This is a genomic window from Paenarthrobacter sp. 2TAF44 (genome assembly GCF_052114885.1).
GTDB lineage: Bacteria > Actinomycetota > Actinomycetes > Actinomycetales > Micrococcaceae > Arthrobacter.
Window position 1 is genome coordinate 60,324 of sequence record NZ_JBFRFP010000015.1, and the last position, 18,549, is coordinate 78,872.

Consider the following 18,549-nt stretch of genomic DNA (forward strand, 5'->3'; position numbering starts at 1 on the left):
TCGGTAGGCTCCTTCTGACCAGCTTTTCCTTTGGAAGGACACACATGCCAATCACGAATGACCACAACGACGTGGCATCCGGCGCCGAATCCACTCAGCCTCTCAACGTCGTCGTTGCGGGTTCCACCAGCGCCGCGGGTCAAGCTGTCGTCGGCTCGCTGGTTGCCCTCGGAGCCCGCGTCGCCGCCGTCGATCTTGACGCTGCGCGTCTTGAAGCACTCGCGGCCTCCCACGACGGCGTGGTGCCGTACACCTGCAACCTTTCGGACCCGGAATCGGTCGAGGCCCTGGCAGGTTCAGTCAGGAGCGGGTTCGGATCGGTGGATGGACTGATACACCTCGTCGGCGGATGGCGTGGAGGCGAGGGAATCGTTGACCAGAAGGACGAGGACTGGGACATCCTGCACACCAGCATCATGACGACGCTCCGGAATACCTCGCGTGCGTTCTACTCCGATTTGGAAGCATCGCCGCGTGGTCGGCTGGCCATCGTCTCGGCTGTCGCTGCTGCCAAGCCCACAGCATCCGGCGCCAGCTACGCCGCAATTAAGGCCGCTTCCGAAGCATGGGTTCTCGGTGTTGCAGATGGCTTCGAGGCAGCCCAGTCGGGCCACAAGACTGAGCCCAAGGAGCAGACATCGGCCGCAGTGGTGTTCGTGGTCAAGGCCCTGCTGGACGACGCCATGAAGGCAGCGGCTCCGCACCGCAAGTTCCCGGGCTACACGCACGTCAACGAGCTCGGCGACCACGTCTCTGCTCTCTTCGCAGCCCCGGCTTCCCACCTCAACGGCGCCCGTCAGCACCTTAGCTAAGTCCCGCCGTCGTACCCTGTCGCTAGCATGTCCGTATGGACCAGCGACTGCATTTCATCACGTTTGCCACGGCGGATCTTGATCGAGCCCGTTCGTTCTACAAGGACGGGCTCGGTTGGGATCCGCTCATGGACGTGCCCGGGGAGATCATCTTCTTCCAGGTCGGACCGGGCTTGGTGCTTGGCCTGTTCGATGCTGAAAAGTTCGACGAAGACCTCAACAGCGACATTTCGACGAGCAGCGACGTTCCGACGAGCACCGTTCCGACGAGCAGCGTCAGCGGCGTGACGCTTTCGCATAACGTCGATAGTGCGGCACAAGTATCCAGCACCATGGATGCCTTAATGGCGGCTGGTGCAACTGTCCTGAAGCCCGCCCAGGCCAGCGCTTTCGGCGGCATTTTCCACGGCCACGTCAAGGATCCGAACGGCATCGTCTGGGAGATCGCGCACAACCCCGGCTGGAGGATCGACGACGACGGTACGGTGGTTTTCGGATGAGTGTCTTCCCGCCCACCTTCGCTGAGGATGTCATCAACCACGACGTCCGCTCCCAGTTCGATGCATTCCTTGATGAGCATCGGCGTGCACTTTACGAGTCACTGGACGGGCTCACGGAGGAGCAATCGAGGCGCTCGTTGGTTCCTTCGCGAACAACGCTTTTGGGGTTGCTGAAGCACGCCACGTTCGTGGAAAAGGTGTGGTTCGATGAGGCCATCACGTGCCGGTCCCGCAGCGAAATCGGCATCCCCGCCACGCCCGACGAGTCGTTTATTCTCGAGGACACCGACACCATCGCAAGCATTCAGCAGGCACATCGCGAAGCGTGCGAGGCCTCACGGCTGGCTGCTTCGGCTTTAGGGCTGGATGACCTCGTGCTCGGAAATCGACGTGGCCCGCTCCCCCTCCGCTGGGTGTATCTGCACATGCTCCGGGAGCTCGCACAGCACTGCGGTCATGCGGACATTCTGCGGGAGCAAGTCACCAGCAAATAGCCGCTATTTCCCCCGTTTCCTCGTTCCAAACCAGGTCGAGCTAATAATGTCAGCCCCTGGTGAGAGGGTTTATTTATGGGAAGCATTGGGGAGATGTTGGCGCGTCGGGCAGCGATGTCTGGCGTCGCGTTGCGCCCCCGACGCCTTCCCCGAGTAAGCCATGCCGTACCTGCCAACGGGCAGGCGAACTGGGAAAGCCCGACGGCGGTAGTCACCGATTCGGAGAACGCCAGGGCCATGGCGCTGCTTCGCGGCATTGAACCACGGCCCTTCTCTGACCCTGATGACGTCGAGCCTGAAGTTGGGCCTGACGTCGGGCCTGTTTCCCAGGGGCTGAGCGTTTCCCCTGGGCCTGATGGTTCCCAGAGGCTTGACGATTTCCCTAGGCTGAGCGTTTCCCCTGGGCTGAGCGATTTCCCTGGGCCTGATGGTTCCCAGAGGCTTGACGATTTCCCTAGGCTGAGCATTTCCCACGGGCTTGACGATGCGCTGGGACTAGACGCTGCGCTGGCTGACAGCGTCCAGGCGTTGGAAAATCTGCGTTCCGTCACCGTTGCCTGTGCCCAGACGTTCGGCTTCACCGAAGCCGCAGGGTTCGCCGGGCGGGTCGAGGAGATCTCCCGAACCGTGGAGTACCTCCAGGTCATCGCGGCCCACGCCGTGGAGCGGACCCGCACGCAAGCCCAGCAGGCACGGCCCTCATCCGCGGCGGGCACGGGATGGCAGACAGGCTGGACCGACCCCGCAACCACACACCCTGCGGCCCCGGCCAGTACGGCAGGACCAAACCCCGCCACCGCCACGGCCGGTATTGCCGGCGCGTCCCGGGCTGCTACTTCGGATGGTGCTGTTGCTGGATCCGCCGCTGTTACCGCGGCAGACGCTGCTGCGGTGGCTGATGATGGCTACCGGAATGCCGCGGAATTCCTGCGCGCGAGCCTGCGGATCAGTAAAAGCGAAGCCAACCGCCGGCTCGCCCTGGCCTCCGAGGTCCTCCCCCGGACCGGAATCGCCGGGCAACACATCCCGGCCCGCCGCGAAATCCTTGCCCAGGCCCTCGAAACCACGCAAATACCCACCCGGTCCGCGAGCATCATCAGCGCCGCCCTGGACAAAGTACGCCTCCTCACCGACGACGACACCCTCACCCGGATGGAACACGCCCTCACCCGCACCGCCATCGAGTCCGACCCCGACTTCGTCACCAAAATGGCCAAACGCTGGAACGACCAGATCGACCAAGACGGTCCCGAACCGTCCGAAGAAGTTCTCCGCCAGCTCCAAGGCACCTTCATCCGCAAACCCCGCCACGGACTGCACCACCTGGAAATCTTCGCCACCGCCGAACAATACGAAACGCTCACCACCGCCATGAACGTCGCCACCAACCCCCGACGCACCACCGGACACGGTAATGAGTCAGGAACCAACAACGCCACCGGCGAAAGCGCCGGGAACGGCGGCGACACCAACGAAGGCAGCGAAAACGGGGAGAACGGCAGCGGGAACAAACCAACCGGCCCGGACCTGGACCGGCGTTCCCGGCCCATGAAACTCCTCGACGGACTCGTCGGAGCCTGCGCAGTCGCCATGACCACCGGGAAGCTACCAACCAACGGCGGACTCCGCCCCCAGGTCACGGTCACCATCGACTGGCGCGACCTCTCCGAACGACTCACCGACCACCAACGACTCAGCACCGGCACAGCAACGTTCCTGGGTCCGATGCACCCGAACACCATCCGCAAAATCGCCTGCGATGCGGACATCATCCCCGTCCTGCTCGGCAGCGACTCCCGCGTCCTGGACATCGGCCGCACCACCCGGATCTTCCCGCCCCACATCCGCAAAGCCATCACCGCCCGCGACGGCGGCTGCGCATTCCCCGACTGCACCATGCCCGCCCCCTGGTGCGAAGCCCACCACATCACCTACTGGTCACACGGCGGCACCACAGGAACCGAGAACGGCACCCTGCTCTGCAGCCACCACCACCACGTCATCCACAAAGAACAATGGCGCATCGACATGACCACCGGCGTGCCCTGGTTCACCCCACCACCACACATCGACCCCAAACAAACACCCCGACGCAACCACCACCACACACCACTCAGAACATAAGAGGTCGTGGTTGGTCATTGAAATGCTGCCCATACGGCTGCCGCGAACTTGGCCTCAACAGGGTTCAGTGGCGGTAGGGAATTCGTGGAGATCAGGAACACCAACGTGCCCGCAACGAACAGGATCAGCCATGCAGTGGGTGAAGCATGCTCAACGCCCCAACACCGGATGCAGATGTTCACTCTCAATCGCGACGCGGGCTTGAACCGCTCCTGCCTCGAGGGCATCGAAAACGGGTGCGCCCCGCAGTGTCGCAGCAAGGAAGCCAGCCATGAATGCATCGCCGGCGCCGTTCGTATCCACCACATCGGCGGGAACTGCGGGAACCTCATGCTGGGTACCGTCCGCTTCCAAGGCGACAGCACCTTCCGCCCCGAGTGTGCAGACCGCCAAGCGAGGTCCCCGCGCAAGGCAGGAATGCATGAGCGCCCACGGATCCTCTGTCCTGTCGTCATTCATGAACACCACCCCGGCCGCCCTCAGGAACGGTTCATGGAACGCCGAGGAACCGTCGTAATCATGAAGGTCCACCCATAGCGGCGTCTGGTGAACCTCTTCGCGGTCCAGCAGCAGCACCCCAAATTCACTGAGGTCGATCACGGCGAGATCAGCAGCAGCCACCATGGCAGCTGCCCTCGCAAGATCCTCCTCGGTCGGGGCGGAAGGCACCGAGACGTAGAGGGATACCCGAGCCCCGTCCTCGGTCATGAGGTTGACGTGACGCTCAGTTCGATCGGAGACAATCTTTTCTACGGTGACACCGGCGTTGGTGAGTGCGCGGAGGACCCGCACGCCGTCGTCGTCCGCCCCAAGTGGCGAGCACAAGCGCACGCCTATGCCCAGATCAGCGAGGTGCACCGCTTTCCCCGCCGACGTTCCGCCTACCGTCTCCCAGGCGCGTCGCGCGAACTGCATATGCGGGACGGGCTCGGGGAGGTGGTCCAGGAGGATGAGCTGGTTCCACGAGGCAGGGCCGCACACGGCAACGGTGGGAGTAGCAGGCATGGCACTATCCAAGCACGGTCCAGGACCACGTTCCCGGAAACAAACCGGCCAGTTCAAAACCGTTGACACGTGACCAAATGGTCACCTATTCTAAATCCATGGACGCCGTGTTTAAAGCACTGGCAGACCCCACCCGGCGGGAGCTGCTCGATGAGCTGTTCCGCGAGGATGGGCAAACCCTCACCGCACTCGGAGCACGGTTCGAGATGACCCGCTTCGGCATCGCAAAGCACCTGAAGTTGTTGGAGGATGCCGGACTGGTGGTCACGCGCCGCCGAGGACGTGAAAAGCTGCATTTCCTGAACCCCATCCCCATCAGGCTCATCCACGATCGCTGGGTGAGCAAATACGCAGAACCATGGGCCGCTGCACTCAGCGACCTCAAATCCAGATTGGAAAGTCCCATGGAAAAGATCTTCGAGATTTACATCAAGACCACCCCGGAGCGGCTCTGGGAAGCCATCACCAACAGCGAAATCCGCAGTAAGTACCAGTTCGGGAACACGTTCACGGCGGACTGGACTCCTGGCGGACGGTTTGAAATGCGGAACGTCAAAGCGGACGAGCCACTGGGCGAGGGCGAGAACATCGAAGTCGATCCCCCGCGGCGGCTCGTCCAGACGATGCAGGCATTGTGGGGCGAGGACGTCAAAGCTGAAGGAACATCGCGGATCACCTGGGAAATCGAACCCGTGGGCGATTCGTGCCACCTCACCGTCACGCACGATCAACTCCGCGAAGGCGCCAACGAGCAGCTGTACGGCGGCTGGCCCATGATCCTCTCCGGACTCAAGACCTGGCTCGAAACAGGCGAAACACTGACAACGCCCGGCTCGCTCATGTACGCCTAGGCACGCTTTAACCACGACGACGGCGGGAGCCTCCCGCCGTCGTCGTCGCTACTTTTGCCTCCCGCCAGTTAGGCGACGGGAGAAGCCAGCTCCTCTTCAGAGAGCCATGCTGCCTGCATGGTGCCGAGCAGGTGCGGCGCGAAGTCTTCGCCGATTTCCAGCACCACGCGGCAACGCGCACCGCGCTGCTCCGGGAATCCCGCGTACTGGCCACGGAGGTCGCACACGGTCTGGCCACGGCTTGGACCGTTGGTTGTGTCTACCTCAACGCGGACGGTCGGCGCCACGGTCAGCTCCACTCCCCTCACGGCAATGGCAGCAGCCAGGGGATCGTGCATTGCTGAACACGCCCGCCCGAAGATGTCCACATAGAAGCCGAAGTAGTAGCCAAGCATCTCGCCGAGGGCCTGCGAAACGGGGTGCTCGGATTCCAGCAGTTCTTGGCGGTGGGTTTCCTCCAGGACGTTGGTCATGGTGACATCCAGTGGCACCAGCGTCACATTCCAGTCAGCAGCCAGTACTTCCGCCGCAGCCTCGGGGTCGTTGGCGATGTTGGCTTCCGCCACGGGCGTGATGTTTCCCGGGGCCAGGGCCGCGCCGCCCATGATGGTGATTTCGGCGATGAGCTCCGGCAGCTTGGGCTCCAACCTGAGAGCTTCGGCGATGTTCGTCAGCGGCCCGATTGCCACAACTCGCAGTTCCCCAGCATGCTTGTGCGCCAGCTGCACCAGGAGCTCAGCAGCCGTTGCCTTAACAGGCTCACGATCCGACGGAGTAAGCTCCACCCCGCCGATTCCGTTGTCGCCATGGACATGCGGCGCACCACCATGGAAGGTGCCGGCCTGCGGATCGTGCGCGCCGATCGCTACGGGAATGTCCGGGCGCCCGGCCAGTTTCAGCAGGTCCAGGGTGTTCCGGGCACCACCGGCGGCGCTGATATTGCCGCTCACGGTGCCGATGCCCACGAGTTCCGCTCTCGGGGTTGCGAGCAAATAGGCGAGGGCGAGGGCGTCGTCGATTCCCGTATCGCAGTCGAGGTAGAAGGGGGCGGCGGTCGGCTGAAGCATGGTCTCTCGTTTCAGGATGTAGCGGGGTGATGGGAAGCAGTGCTGGGCGGACGCGCGGTGCCGCGTGCCGCCGTCGGGCGTTAGATCTTTTCGCCCTTCGGTGCTGTGATGAACAGGCTGACAAGGAAGGCGAGGACGGTGATGGACACCGAAATCCAGAGCGCTGCAGAGTACCCGGCTGCGGTGCCCTGACCGGCGAACGGGGCAACAACCACGACGCCGAGGCTCGCCCCGATGCCGAAGGAGGCACCGTTGATTCCGGGCAGCGCGGCCGGCGCTTCCTTGGGCGAGAGCAAGACGGACAGCCCGTTGATGGCGGTGAGGAAGAAGCCGTTGTAGAAGATGCCCAAGGCTGCGATCGCGATGAGGACGGCCACTTGGTTGTCGGCGAACAGTGCAGCAGCAATGGCGCAGACCAGGCTCGTGGCCGTGCCGACTCGGACGGTCTTGATCCAGCCACGGCGGTCGGCAATCCAGCCGGCGAGCGGTGCCGCGAAGACGCCGATCAGTGCTGCCGGGGTCAGGAACAGCAGTGCTGCGACCGACGCCGGCAAGCCGAAGCCGTTTTCCTTGTCCTGGCTCAGGAGCACCACGGTGAAGTTGATGATGGCGAAGATTCCCGCGAGCATCAGCACAGTGGTGGCGATGACCGGCCATACCTGGCGCGAACGGAGATGGTGGACGGCGACCAGCGGTGTGGAGCGTTTCTTCTCGATGAGCCAGAACGCGGTGAAGGAAGCGATGCTGCCAGCCAGCAGGCCAAGCGCGGCAGGTGAGGTCCAGCCGGCCGAAGAACCAGTAGAGACGAAGTAGGTAAGGAAGACCAGGAACAGGGAAAGGGAACCTGCGCCCCACCAGTCCATCCGGCCTGGGGCGACAGCGGATTTCCCTCCCGGGACAACTTTGATGACGCAGACGACGGCGATCGCGGCCAGGGCGAGGACGGCAACAAAAATCGACTGGAAGCCGAGCGTTTCAGCCATGAGCCCACCAAAGTAGCCATCAACACCGCCCACACCTCCATTAATGGCGGCGATGATGCCGATGGACGTGCCGAAGAGTCGGGCGGGCAAGTATTCGTTGAGCACTATGTAGGAGAGCGCGAAGATGGCGCTCGAGACACCCTGCATGAAACGGCCGGTGACCAGCAGCGGCAAGTTCGGGGCGAAGATGCACAGCACTGTTCCGACGCCCATGATGGCCAGGACCAAGAGCAGTGCGGTGCGGCGGCCGATGAAGTCGCTCCAGCGTCCAATCACGGGTCCGGAGATGGCTCCTGCAAGGAAGAACATGGACTGCACCTGAGCCACGGCTTCGGGCGTTTCGCCAAAGAAGGAGCCGATGTGCGGGAGTGCCGGCGTGATCATGCTGGCGTTGAGCTGGAACGACAATACGGCGAGAACCAGCGTGGTGATCAGCAGGACAGCCGCCCGACCGCCCGGGCGGGTGTCCGACGTCGCTTCTACAGTTTCGGAAGGCTGTGCCTCTACCGCTGTGTTGGGGATATTCACATCAAACTCCTTTGTCCGAGGGCGCAGGCGGCGCCACGAGATGTGAGTTGTTATACAAGCATGTATTACGAGCTTGTGCAACCTATCACATTTTTCCGGTACAGTGTCCATAACCAAACCCAAGCGAGGCACCCTTGACCGACAATGCCGTCCAGTTCCTGTCCCGACCCATTGCGCCCCAACCCGGCCAGCCTTTGCGCGTTGCGGCATACTCACGCATAGCCGAGGCAATCAGGACCAAGCTCCTCCCTCCTGGCTCGTTACTCCCCACGGAGACCGAGCTGGGCGTCATGATGGACGTCAGCCGCACCGTGATCCGGGAAGCGCTGATGCTGTTGGAGGAAGACGGACTCACCAGGGCGCGGCGGGGAGTCGGACGATTCGTGGCTGATTCGTTGCCCCGGATTGGCATCGAACACATCCGCCCGTTCGATCAACTCCTTGGCGGCCCGGACCAGGACATCCAGGTCAAACGCGTTGCGGCGGTCAAACAGCCTGCCTCGGAATTCGTGGCCCCCGGAATCGGCGTGGAGCCCGGCCAGGACGTCTGGTTTTGGGAAAGCGTGCTGATCCGCAATGGCGAGCCCGTGGCCCACCTGCAGGAAAACGTGGCTCAAGGAATCCCCGAGGCCGAGGCACTGTCAGAAGCGGCGGAAGCTCCCACGCTTTCGGCGTCGACCCTTTTGGAGGTCCTCAGCGGGATTCCGGGGGCGTCACTGGGACCTGGCGAATGCGAAATCAGCCTGAGTACCGCCGGTCCCAGCCGCGCCAAGTTGCTGGATCTTCGCCCGTCCGAGCCGGTTCTGGTCCTCACTCAATACGTCCGCCGCAAGGGCTCCCCGTTCTACCTGGCCAAATGCCTCGTGGCCGCCAAGGCCGGTCACCTCTCCGTCATCCAGTCCTCCTGAATCCTCCCGAAAAGGTCCTTCCATGAGCTCCTCCCCTCAGTCTTCCGCGCCCATTTTGCCTCTTGCGAGCACCGCCCTCACCGTTGTAGGCAGCATCAACCTCGACATCACGGCTACCGCCAGCCGCCTCCCGACGCCGGGCGAAACCGTTGGCGGCGCCGTCCTCCGTCAGCAGCCGGGCGGCAAGGGCGCCAACCAGGCCGTGGCCGCAGCCAGGCTTGCCGGCGCCTCCCGCATGGTGGGGGCAGTAGGCCGGGACGAAGCAGGCCGCAGCCTCCTGGACGCCATGGCGAGTGCCGGCGTCGACGTCCAGGACATCGCTCAAGTGGATGCCGCGACAGGGACGGCACTGGTCCTGGTGGACGGCGAAGGCGAGAACCAGATTGTTGTGTGCCCGGGCGCGAACGCCGACGTGTCCGTGGAAGGAGTTTCCTTCGCGGAGGAGGAAGCCGTCCTGTGCCAACTCGAAGTGGACCAGGACGTGGTGCTGGAAGCCGCCCGCCGAACCACCGGCTACTTTGCCCTCAATGCAGCACCGGCGGCGCCTATCATTCCGGAGCTGCTGGAACGCTGCGACCTCGTGATCGTCAATGAGACCGAGTACGCCCTGATCCCCGCCCTTCGCACGGCGCCCCTCGTTGCAGTGACATATGGCGGGGAGGGCTCGGCGATCTTCGAGCACGGCGAACGCGTGGCCGAAGCTCCTGCCGTACGGGTCACGGAGATCGCCAACACCATTGGAGCCGGCGATGCTTTCTGTGCCGCGCTTGTCCTGGCCCTCCGCTCCGGACTGGAGCACAGCCACGCCCTGGCTGTTGCCAATGCAGTGGGCGCGGACGCTGTTAGGGATGCTTCGTCACAGCCTGCGCTGAAATCCTTGGAGCACTACGTCGAGGCGACGCGCACGTCTTTCGTCGCCTGAGCTATTTGCCCTGCAGAGGCCTTCGATGAGGGAGGTGCTACGGTTGCTACTGAGGCCAACCATGACAACAATTCCGCACCGTGAACTCCGCAATCAGAGCAGCAAGATCCTGGAGCGGGTCAAGAACGGCGAAATCATCGATGTCACCAATAATGGTGAAGTGGCCGCAACCCTGATTCCGCCGTCAGCTTCGCCCTTTGAACGCTTGCTGCAAGCTGGAAGCGTGCGACCAGCCACAACGAGTCCCGTCGACTTCAAGATTCTTTCGCGCGTCGCCAGCGAGAGGGATACCGCCGGCATTTTGGCGGATCTGCGCGGCGACCGGTGATTGTTTATGTCGACACTTCAGCCGCACTAAAACTTGTAGTGGAAGAGCGGGAGTCAGCAAAGGCAGCCGCACACCTTTCGGACATAGCTGCTGCAGGAGGGCATCTTGTTGCTTCAATGCTCTTGTATACGGAACTGCATTGCGCTGCTCGTCGCCGGGACTTGCCCTTCGAGGTGGTTAATAGCGTCCTCGCCGGCATTAATCTGGTCGACGTGACGCGGTCGGATCTCATGTATGCCGCGGCCTCGCCCAGGCGACTTCGGAGCGCTGATGCAATCCACCTTGCTACCGCCATCAGGCTCCAAGTCGACAGTCTGGTTGCCTACGACGCGGAACTGCTCCTGGCCGGAGTGGAGTCTGGACTTACAACATCGTCTCCCGGGGCCTGATCAGGCGGTTTAGCCAACGATCCGGAACTCGTCGAACTCCCCCGTAGCGTCGGAAACCTCGAATTCAATGTTCTCAATGCGACCAGGCGCCCGCGGTGAATGGAGCCAACTCACCAGCGCCTCGGCATCGGCTACCGATCCCTCGGCGACCACCTGCACGGATCCGTCGCGATTATTCCTGACGGTCCCCCTCAGCATTAGCTCATCCGCTTTGCGAGCAGTCCAGTAGCGGAATCCCACGCCCTGGACCACTCCGGTGATGCGGGCTGTGACTCTTAGCGTCTCATCGCCATAGCGGCCTTCCAGCGACTCAGTCATGGACCCAATCTAGCTGCGCACACCCGTGATGCCGAGTGCTTGGCCCACGAAACCCGCCCTTGTTCGCTCTCCTCACCGCTCAAGGGCGGGTATGGCGAACAAGGGCGGGTTTCAGCGGGAAAGGAGTCAGCCCACCACGATGTCGTGCGTCGCGTGGTCGTACGTGAAGGTGACCGGGCCGCCGTCGTGGTTCAACTCGTGGTTGGCACCATCCCGGACGCCGAACGCGCCATAGTTCTCATCCCATGAACGGTTCAGCGCGATCTTGTACGTATAGAAACCGGCCGGCAGTTCAGCCGTCAGCGCCCACAGCTGAACCAGCGGGTTGAACTCCATCTGGACTTCGTCGTACTGGGGAGCCCAGTCTTCCGGAGCGCCCAGGATCTTGTTGAAGTCACCCGCAATTGCGACGGCGTCCGGCTGAGGCAGGGTTTCGACGGCGGGAGCCGCCGCTGCCTTGGCAGGAGCCTTGCGCGTGGAAGCCTTCTTCGCGGCCGGCGCAGCTTTGGTGGTGGTCGTCTTAGTAGCAGCAGCCTTCGGCGCAGATACCTTCGCGGCGGCTACCTTCGGTTCTGCAGCAGCCTTCGGAGCTGCAGCCTTCTTCGATGTTGCGGCACGCTTCGTCTTGGCCTTGGCGGGCGGGGCCGTAGGCACGGGAACATCGGCTGGTACCGGTGTTCCGGCGTCGAGGGCCTCTGCGAAAGCCGAAACGTCAGGGAAGGCGACCGTCGCCCGCAGTCCGTCGTCCGGGATGGTCCATCCCGAACGCCCCTTGACCAGCCAGCCGGCCTTGACCAGCTTTGCCGATGCCGACGTCAGGGTTTTGTGGCCGCGGGGAATGCCCCCACTGAGAAGTTCAGCCTCATGGTCGTTGAAAGGAACGCGTCCGATGGCCTCTGCCAGGACTTCCCCTGCGTTCAGTGTGGCTCCAGACCATACGCCCTCAGCGAGGATGTCCAGTACGGCCTTCAGACGAAGGTTGGTGTTCTCGGCGGTGTTGGCGCCCATGCTTCTCCTTCTACGGTGAATAATCCCTTGCAGTTTGCCAATGAATTGTTAATTCGCGCGACTGATATTGGTAAACACCGTGTGTCGTGACCGAGTGTGACATTCCCGGGGCCGGAAGTGATCGACGGGTCTCGCCTTTAGCACCAATTCAGGGTTTATTGGCCCGGCACGGACGCCTTGACCCACTCCGTCACTTCATCCAGCAATACAGCTTTCCGGGCGTCGCTGGCGAACGAAGAACGGATCGAGTTTGCCGCCAAAGTAGCCTGCTCCGGAACCGAGAACTCAAGGACCTTGGCCAACTGCTCGAAGTTGTCGTCCACATAGCCGCCAAAGTAGGCAGGGTCGTCCGAGTTCACGCAAACGTTCAAACCGATGGCAAGCATCTCCGGCAGTGGGTGGTCAGCCAGCTTGTCCACCGTACGCAGGCGAACGTTGGATAGCGGGCAAACAGTCAGGGGCACCTGCTCCGCGACGAGCCGCTGCACCACTTCCGTGTCTTCCATGCAGCGGATACCGTGATCGATCCTCTCCACATGCAGCACGTCCAGGGCCTCGGTGATGTAGGCGGCCGGCCCTTCCTCGCCCGCGTGGGCGATCCTTCGCAACCCGGCGTCACCGGCACGCTGGTAGAGTCGCTCAAATTTCGACGGCGGATTGCCCACCTCTGCTGAGTCCAGCCCAATGCCGACGATGGGGGCGTGCATCGCGAGCAACTGGTCCAACACCTCAAGTGCGGAGTCCTGGGACATGTCCCTGAGGAAGGCCGCTATAAGGAGTGTCGAAACGCCGAAATCTTCCTCTGACGTCGCCAACGCATTCGCGATCCCATTGAGGCACACCTCAAGCGGGACACCCCTGGCCACATGCGCCTGGGGATCCATCATGATCTCCGCATGGCGCACTCCCCCGGCGGCGGCGCGCTGAAGATAAGCACGAGTCATGTCGGTAAAGTCCTGCTCGGTCTGCAGGACGGCCATATTGGCGTAGTACAGGTCAAGGAAGGACTGCAGATCCGTAAACTCGTACTTCTCCCGCAGTTCTTCGATGTCTTCATACGGCAGTTCGATGCCGTTGCGTTCGGCCAGGGCAAAGATCAGCTCTGGCTGGAGAGTCCCTTCGATGTGCAGGTGCAGTTCGGCAACCGGGGGCGCCGTGGTCGTCGTTTTCTCGCCAAAAGTTTCCACTCGACAACTCTAGGCCCCATATCCGCACGTGTCCCGGAGCACTCAACTTGGTTCTTCGCCGCGGGACCCCCAAACTGAAAGGATGCAGACTTTCCTCCCTTTCGCCGATTTCCGTGAGAGCGCCGCGGCGCTCGACACCTCAAGGCTCGGCAAACAGCGCGTCGAAGCCCTCCAGGTCCTCCGCGCACTGGTCATCCCGGAGTACGGTTGGCAGCAGCACCCGGCCGTCCGTATGTGGATGGGCCACGTCCCCGCCCTCACCATGTACGGTCTGGCAATGGCCGACGAGTGGATCCAGCGCGGCCACCCGGACAACACCCGCAACAACATCGCCGAATTTGCGCCCCAGGCCGCACACCCGGACTACGCCTCCAGGATCATCATGCCGCCGTGGCTTGGCTACGAGGACCTGCACCTCAGCCACCGCTCCAAGCTCATTGGCAAGGACCCCAAGTTCTACGGACCGCTCTTCCCGGGCGTCGAAGAAAAGCTCGAATACATCTGGCCCGAGCCCAAGCACGAATTCCACCCCGCAGACCCCGAAGAGGACCGTCTCTGGATCCTGCGGGCCAATGTGGAAGACATCCGCCCGGAACAGCTCACCACTGTGAGCATGCCTCCTCACGGCAAGGCCAAGGCTGCCGCAGATTCAGAATCCGGCGAGTACCAATTCGTGTACGCGGAAGAGAAGTCCCGCCGCCAACTCAAGGGCCCCAAAAAACGTCCTGCCAAGGTGCTGGAGAAGAAGCCCACGCGGAAACGCCAAGCCCAGGAAGCCGCGTTCAATACGCTTCCCGGCAAGACAGAGATCGCCGTCCCGTTCGACGGCGGCCAGATCTTCGCCGTCGGCTTGGTCCAGGGACGGCCTATCACGGTTGAGGGTAAGTTCGCCCGGAACTTCGAAGTCAGTGACGTGGTCAAGCGCTCCGATTTCGACTACCCGGCACTGCTGCAGGATCCGCGGGTCTTCTTTCCGATCCCCGCACCGGCACAGTAACCGCTGGAGGCGGCCATGGATTTCCAGCACATCATCGAAGAAGTCGGCCGGTACATGGACTTCGCCGGCGTCGCAGTCATGGTGGTTGGGGCGCTGGTTTCCATCCCACTCGCTTTGCGCGGGTACCAACCCAAACGGGCTAGCGGACTCGCCCCGTTTTCTCCCTACCGCGCCTACCGGCAATTGCTGGGACGGTCCATCCTCCTGGGCCTTGAGCTCCTGGTGGCCGCCGACATCATTCGGACAGTCGCTGTGACGCCCACCTTTGAGAGCGTGGGCGTCCTGGCGATCATCGTGCTGATCCGGACGTTCCTCAGCTTCTCGCTTGAACTGGAGATTACTGGCCGCTGGCCGTGGCAGAAGGAAAAGGACCACGACGGCGGCAGTTCAGTTCCGGATGGCTCGTCGGTTCCGTCGTAGTCACGCCGTCGTAGCTTGCTCCGCTGTCAAAACCCGCCCTTGTTCGCCCATCATCCCGTTGTACGGCATGACAGGCGAACAAGGTGGGGTTTCGTGGGCTGCGGCTGGCTACTTCCCGAGCCCTGCCTGACGAAGTGCCTCGGCCATAGCTGTGTTAGCGGGAGCTTCAGACTGCTGCGGCTTGCCCTGGCGACGGTCGCCCTGACCAGGCTGACCACCACCACGCTGAGCCGGCTGACCACCGCCGCGCTGACCCGGCTGGCCACCCCCACGCTGACCCGGCTGACCACCTGAGCGCTGGCCTCCAGCAGTTCGTGCACGCTGGTCGCCTCCACCTTGGTTACCTCCACCCGAAGCACGCCCGCGGGAGTCGCGGCCGCCCGCAGTGCCGGGTTCGTCGTCGAGCCTCAAGGTCAGGGAGATGCGCTTTCGTTCGGGATCGGCCTCAAGCACCTTGACCCGCACTACCTGACCGGATTTCACGATCTCGCGGGGGTCCGAGACGAATTTGTTGGACAGCGCTGACACGTGGACCAGGCCGTCCTGGTGCACCCCGACGTCCACGAAGGCACCGAATGCGGCAACGTTGGTAACTGTGCCTTCCAGGATCATGCCGGGCTTGAGGTCGGAGATCTTTTCAATGCCCTCGGAGAACGAAGCTGCCTTGAACGCGGGACGGGGATCGCGGCCCGGCTTCTCGAGCTCGGTCATGATGTCCTTGACGGTGGGCAGGCCGAACGTGCCGTCAACGAATGCCTGCGGATCCAGTGAAGTGGTGGGCGCGCCGCCAGCCGCGACAAGGATCTTGCGGGCAACGGAGTAGGCCTCGGGGTGCACGCTGGAAGCATCCAACGGCTCCGCTCCCCCGGTGATCCGGAGGAAGCCTGCACACTGCTCGAACGCCTTCGCTCCAAGCCGGGGTACCTTCTTGAGGTCGCTCCGCTTGGCAAACGGGCCATTCTCGTTGCGGTACGCCACAATGTTTTCGCTCAGCAAAGGTCCGACGCCGGCCACACGGCTCAGCAGCGCGGGGGACGCCGTGTTGACGTCCACGCCCACGGCATTCACGCAGTCTTCCACCACAGCGTCCAGTGAGCGGTCCAGCTTGGCGGCGGTGACGTCGTGCTGGTACTGGCCCACGCCGATGGACTTGGGTTCGATCTTCACCAGTTCGGCCAGCGGATCCTGAAGCCGGCGGGCAATGGAGACAGCGCCGCGGAGCGACACGTCCATGCCGGGGAGCTCGGAAGCTGCCAGGGCCGACGCGGAGTACACGGAAGCTCCAGCCTCGGAAACAACGAGCTTCTGGACACCCTTGGAACCTGCGGCTTCGAGAGACTTGATGAGCTCGGTTGCCAGCTTGTCGGTTTCACGGGACGCTGTGCCGTTGCCGATCGCCACGAGTTCCACGTTGTACTGCTTGGCGAGGCGGCCAAGGGTGGCCAAAGCCTCGTCCCATTTCCTTGCGGGCGCGTGGGGATAGATGGTGTCCGTGGCAACCACCTTGCCAGTGCCATCCACCACCGCCACCTTAACTCCGGTGCGGAGTCCCGGGTCCAGTCCAAGCGTCGAGCGGTTGCCGGCAGGCGCAGCGAGCAAGACATCACGCAAGTTCGCGGCGAAGACCCGAACAGCTTCATCCTCGGCGTCGGCAAACATGCGTCCGCGAAGATCGGTGGTGAGTCGGTCCAGGATGCGCCCACGCCAGGCGAGCTGGGCAGTCTGGGTGAGCCAGAGATCGGCGGGACGGCCGTGGTTGGCGACCCCAAGGCACTTGGCCACAGCGTTCTCGTAGCGGCCGCGGGCGGCGGCCAGGGCGTCGTCGTCGGCGGGGTCTGCTTCGGCGAGATCCAGCTCAAGTACGCCGTCCTTTTCACCCCGCAACAAGGCGAGCACCCGGTGCGACGGCATTCCGGACGGGACTTGCGTGAACTCGAAGTAATCCTTGAACTTCTGGCCTTCGGCCTCCATGCCCTTCTTGACACGGGAGACCATGCGCCCCTGCTTCCAGAGCCGCTCACGCAGGTCCTCGGCCAGGTCAGGGTCCTGGGCGACGCGCTCCACCAGGATCGCGCGGGCGCCCGCGAGCGCGGCGGCAGAATCCTCAATGGAGTGCTCGGCGTTGAGGTACTTGGCGGCCTCGGTTTCGGGGTCGAGCTGTGGGTTGGCGAGCAGGACGTCCGCTAGCGGCTCCAGCCCGGCTTCGCGGGCAATCTGCGCCTTGGTGCGACGCTTGGACTTGAAGGGGAGGTAGATATCCTCCAGCCTCGCCTTGGTGTCAGCACCGACGACGGCGGCTTCCAGTTCCGGGGTCAGCTTGCCTTGGGCTGCTATCGCCTCAAGAACGGTTCTCCGCCGCTCTTCCAGTTCCCGCAGGTACCGGAGGCGTTCCTCAAGATCGCGAAGCTGGGTGTCATCGAGCGTCCCGGTGACTTCCTTACGGTAGCGGGCGATGAAGGGAACGGTGGATCCGGCGTCGAGCAGTTCCACCGCGGCCTTGACCTGCCAGGCCTTCACGCCAAGTTCGTTGGCGATGAGGTCATGGATGGCAGAATCGGCTGACTGGTGCTGGAGAGATTGAGTCACCCTGACAGTTTGCCTCACATGACCGACAGTTTTCAGGTCCGGGTTCCGGAAGGCCTATGCCGGGAGCGCTGTTAGTGCTGTAGTTGGAGCATGCAGGAACTGCTCATCATCCTTCAGGACGGGTTTGTTTCCGATGACGTGAGCGTGACCGTCAACGGCAAGGAAGCTGTGTCCGAACGGGATGTGTCTACCAAGATGCTGTTGGGAATGGCCGACGAAATCACGGTGGAGCTGCCGGCGAAAGGCGCCACGGTGGGAGTTGAAGTCCGCAGCAGAAAGCTCAGCGCAACGAAAAAGCTCGCTGGTAAACCCAGGAGCCTGATTGTCTCCATAGAGGATGACGAACTCGTGCTGCGCGAAGGAACGGGCCGCGAGGCGTTCCTCTGACGGGGAGCGCTTCGCGGCGGCTGGATTACCTGGATTACTGGATTACAGCGGGCTGGCCGGCCGCTAGTGGGACATGTGCTCCTTGGAGGAGATGTGCTCCACCATTTCGCCCACGCGCTGTTCTGCGTAGTGGTTGCGGGCAATATCTCCCTGGCTGATGATGCCTACCAGCTTGTGATCCTTGATGACGGGAAGACGGCGAACCTGATGCTCTTCCATCATGTTGATGGCTTCGTCAACGTTGGCATCAGCGTCAATCCAGTACGGCTTACCGGTGGCGAGTTCGCTTGCCCGGACTTCGCGGGCATCCCTTCCCTCGGCCAGACACTTGACCACGATGTCGCGGTCAGTGATGAAGCCGGTCAGCCTGCCGTCATTGCCGCAGATGGGAAGTGAACCGCAGTCCAAGTCCCTCATCATGCGGGCGGCGTCCTGAAGAGTCTGGTCTTCCGGAATGCACTGGGCATCCGTCGTCATGAATTCACGTACGACACTCATGGGTCCTCCTTCATCGAATGGGGTTCATCGACGCGGGGTCCTTCGGCTCCGACGCCGATGTTGCCAGCCTACGCTTGGCTGCTGCGGCTGACTAGGCGATCCGGCGGGTTGCCGGGCAGAAAATTTAGATGCCTCCCTAGATATAATCCATTCGGTGGAGTATCCTCTTTTTTGGGTTACACACGGCTTCTGGGCATGGCCACTTTCACCCCCATGGGGACTTCTCACATGCATCGC

20 protein-coding genes are annotated in these 18,549 nt (G+C 62.8%); 12 read left to right on the forward strand and 8 right to left on the reverse strand.

Features of this window, described 5'->3' with window-relative positions; genetic code table 11:
- Positions 1–44 precede the first annotated feature (44 nt).
- The 4 genes from AB4Z15_RS15715 (at position 45) to AB4Z15_RS15730 (ending at position 3,930) form a co-directional block, all read left to right on the forward strand.
- Positions 45–812, forward strand: coding sequence for an SDR family oxidoreductase (locus AB4Z15_RS15715; protein ID WP_442018026.1), 768 nt, complete (start codon positions 45–47; stop codon positions 810–812).
- A gap of 35 nt (positions 813–847) precedes the next feature.
- On the forward strand, positions 848–1,312 hold the full coding sequence (locus tag AB4Z15_RS15720; protein ID WP_442018027.1) for a VOC family protein: 465 nt from the start codon (positions 848–850) through the stop codon (positions 1,310–1,312).
- Positions 1,309–1,806: a DinB family protein gene (locus tag AB4Z15_RS15725; protein WP_442018028.1), complete on the forward strand. Its 498-nt coding sequence runs from the start codon at positions 1,309–1,311 to the stop codon at positions 1,804–1,806. The genes AB4Z15_RS15720 and AB4Z15_RS15725 overlap by 4 nt, the downstream gene beginning before the upstream one ends.
- Before the next feature lie 75 nt (positions 1,807–1,881).
- Positions 1,882–3,930: a DUF222 domain-containing protein gene (locus tag AB4Z15_RS15730; RefSeq protein WP_442018029.1), complete on the forward strand. Its 2,049-nt coding sequence runs from the start codon at positions 1,882–1,884 to the stop codon at positions 3,928–3,930.
- Positions 3,931–4,080: 150 nt separating this feature from the next.
- Here the strand turns inward: AB4Z15_RS15730 and AB4Z15_RS15735 are convergent, their stop codons facing one another.
- Positions 4,081–4,935, reverse strand: coding sequence for a carbohydrate kinase family protein (locus AB4Z15_RS15735; protein WP_442018030.1), 855 nt, complete (start codon positions 4,933–4,935; stop codon positions 4,081–4,083).
- Positions 4,936–5,033: 98 nt separating this feature from the next.
- On the opposite strand from AB4Z15_RS15735, the gene AB4Z15_RS15740 reads away from it, so the two are divergent.
- Entirely contained in the window at positions 5,034–5,786 is a 753-nt protein-coding gene (locus AB4Z15_RS15740; protein WP_442018031.1) for an ArsR/SmtB family transcription factor, read from the forward strand.
- Positions 5,787–5,854: 68 nt separating this feature from the next.
- Here AB4Z15_RS15740 and AB4Z15_RS15745 read toward each other — a convergent pair whose 3' ends face one another.
- Positions 5,855–6,853: a nucleoside hydrolase gene (locus AB4Z15_RS15745; RefSeq protein ID WP_442018032.1), complete on the reverse strand. Its 999-nt coding sequence runs from the start codon at positions 6,851–6,853 to the stop codon at positions 5,855–5,857.
- 80 nt (positions 6,854–6,933) lie between these two features.
- Positions 6,934–8,364 (reverse strand): MFS transporter, encoded by a 1,431-nt coding sequence (locus AB4Z15_RS15750; protein WP_442018033.1) that lies wholly within the window; start codon positions 8,362–8,364, stop codon positions 6,934–6,936.
- 134 nt (positions 8,365–8,498) lie between these two features.
- Between AB4Z15_RS15750 and AB4Z15_RS15755 the strand changes: the two genes are divergently transcribed.
- From AB4Z15_RS15755 to AB4Z15_RS15770, 4 genes are all read left to right on the forward strand, one after another.
- The gene (locus AB4Z15_RS15755) at positions 8,499–9,272 is read left to right on the forward strand and encodes a GntR family transcriptional regulator (RefSeq protein ID WP_442018034.1); all 774 of its coding nucleotides are present in this window, start codon (positions 8,499–8,501) and stop codon (positions 9,270–9,272) included.
- A 22-nt stretch (positions 9,273–9,294) separates the two neighbouring features.
- Positions 9,295–10,194: a PfkB family carbohydrate kinase gene (locus AB4Z15_RS15760; protein WP_442018035.1), complete on the forward strand. Its 900-nt coding sequence runs from the start codon at positions 9,295–9,297 to the stop codon at positions 10,192–10,194.
- 61 nt (positions 10,195–10,255) lie between these two features.
- Complete coding sequence (locus AB4Z15_RS15765) at positions 10,256–10,522, forward strand: type II toxin-antitoxin system Phd/YefM family antitoxin (RefSeq protein ID WP_442018036.1); 267 nt, start codon at positions 10,256–10,258, stop codon at positions 10,520–10,522.
- Positions 10,519–10,911 (forward strand): type II toxin-antitoxin system VapC family toxin, encoded by a 393-nt coding sequence (locus AB4Z15_RS15770; RefSeq protein WP_442018037.1) that lies wholly within the window; start codon positions 10,519–10,521, stop codon positions 10,909–10,911. Before AB4Z15_RS15765 ends, AB4Z15_RS15770 begins: the two co-directional genes overlap by 4 nt.
- Before the next feature lie 9 nt (positions 10,912–10,920).
- Here the strand turns inward: AB4Z15_RS15770 and AB4Z15_RS15775 are convergent, their stop codons facing one another.
- The 3 genes from AB4Z15_RS15775 to AB4Z15_RS15785 form a co-directional block, all read right to left on the reverse strand.
- On the reverse strand, positions 10,921–11,229 hold the full coding sequence (locus tag AB4Z15_RS15775; RefSeq protein WP_442018038.1) for an acylphosphatase: 309 nt from the start codon (positions 11,227–11,229) through the stop codon (positions 10,921–10,923).
- A 126-nt stretch (positions 11,230–11,355) separates the two neighbouring features.
- The gene (locus AB4Z15_RS15780) at positions 11,356–12,237 is read right to left on the reverse strand and encodes a pullulanase X25 domain-containing protein (RefSeq protein ID WP_442018039.1); all 882 of its coding nucleotides are present in this window, start codon (positions 12,235–12,237) and stop codon (positions 11,356–11,358) included.
- A gap of 155 nt (positions 12,238–12,392) precedes the next feature.
- A complete protein-coding gene (locus AB4Z15_RS15785) occupies positions 12,393–13,424 on the reverse strand; it encodes an adenosine deaminase (RefSeq protein ID WP_442018040.1) in 1,032 nt (343 codons plus the stop codon).
- An 82-nt stretch (positions 13,425–13,506) separates the two neighbouring features.
- Here AB4Z15_RS15785 and AB4Z15_RS15790 point away from each other — a divergent pair, with 82 nt between their 5' ends.
- Together AB4Z15_RS15790 and AB4Z15_RS15795 are read left to right on the forward strand one after the other, a co-directional pair.
- Positions 13,507–14,421 (forward strand): MSMEG_6728 family protein, encoded by a 915-nt coding sequence (locus AB4Z15_RS15790; RefSeq protein ID WP_442018041.1) that lies wholly within the window; start codon positions 13,507–13,509, stop codon positions 14,419–14,421.
- Positions 14,422–14,436: 15 nt separating this feature from the next.
- Positions 14,437–14,841: a DUF1622 domain-containing protein gene (locus AB4Z15_RS15795; RefSeq protein ID WP_442002490.1), complete on the forward strand. Its 405-nt coding sequence runs from the start codon at positions 14,437–14,439 to the stop codon at positions 14,839–14,841.
- A gap of 108 nt (positions 14,842–14,949) precedes the next feature.
- On the opposite strand, the gene AB4Z15_RS15800 is transcribed toward AB4Z15_RS15795, so the two are convergent.
- On the reverse strand, positions 14,950–17,427 hold the full coding sequence (locus AB4Z15_RS15800; protein ID WP_442018042.1) for a Tex family protein: 2,478 nt from the start codon (positions 17,425–17,427) through the stop codon (positions 14,950–14,952).
- Between the two features lie 90 nt (positions 17,428–17,517).
- Between AB4Z15_RS15800 and AB4Z15_RS15805 the strand changes: the two genes are divergently transcribed.
- On the forward strand, positions 17,518–17,814 hold the full coding sequence (locus AB4Z15_RS15805) for a hypothetical protein (RefSeq protein ID WP_216926150.1): 297 nt from the start codon (positions 17,518–17,520) through the stop codon (positions 17,812–17,814).
- Between the two features lie 63 nt (positions 17,815–17,877).
- Here the strand turns inward: AB4Z15_RS15805 and AB4Z15_RS15810 are convergent, their stop codons facing one another.
- Positions 17,878–18,312: a CBS domain-containing protein gene (locus AB4Z15_RS15810; protein WP_442002488.1), complete on the reverse strand. Its 435-nt coding sequence runs from the start codon at positions 18,310–18,312 to the stop codon at positions 17,878–17,880.
- Positions 18,313–18,549: the final 237 nt, after the last annotated feature.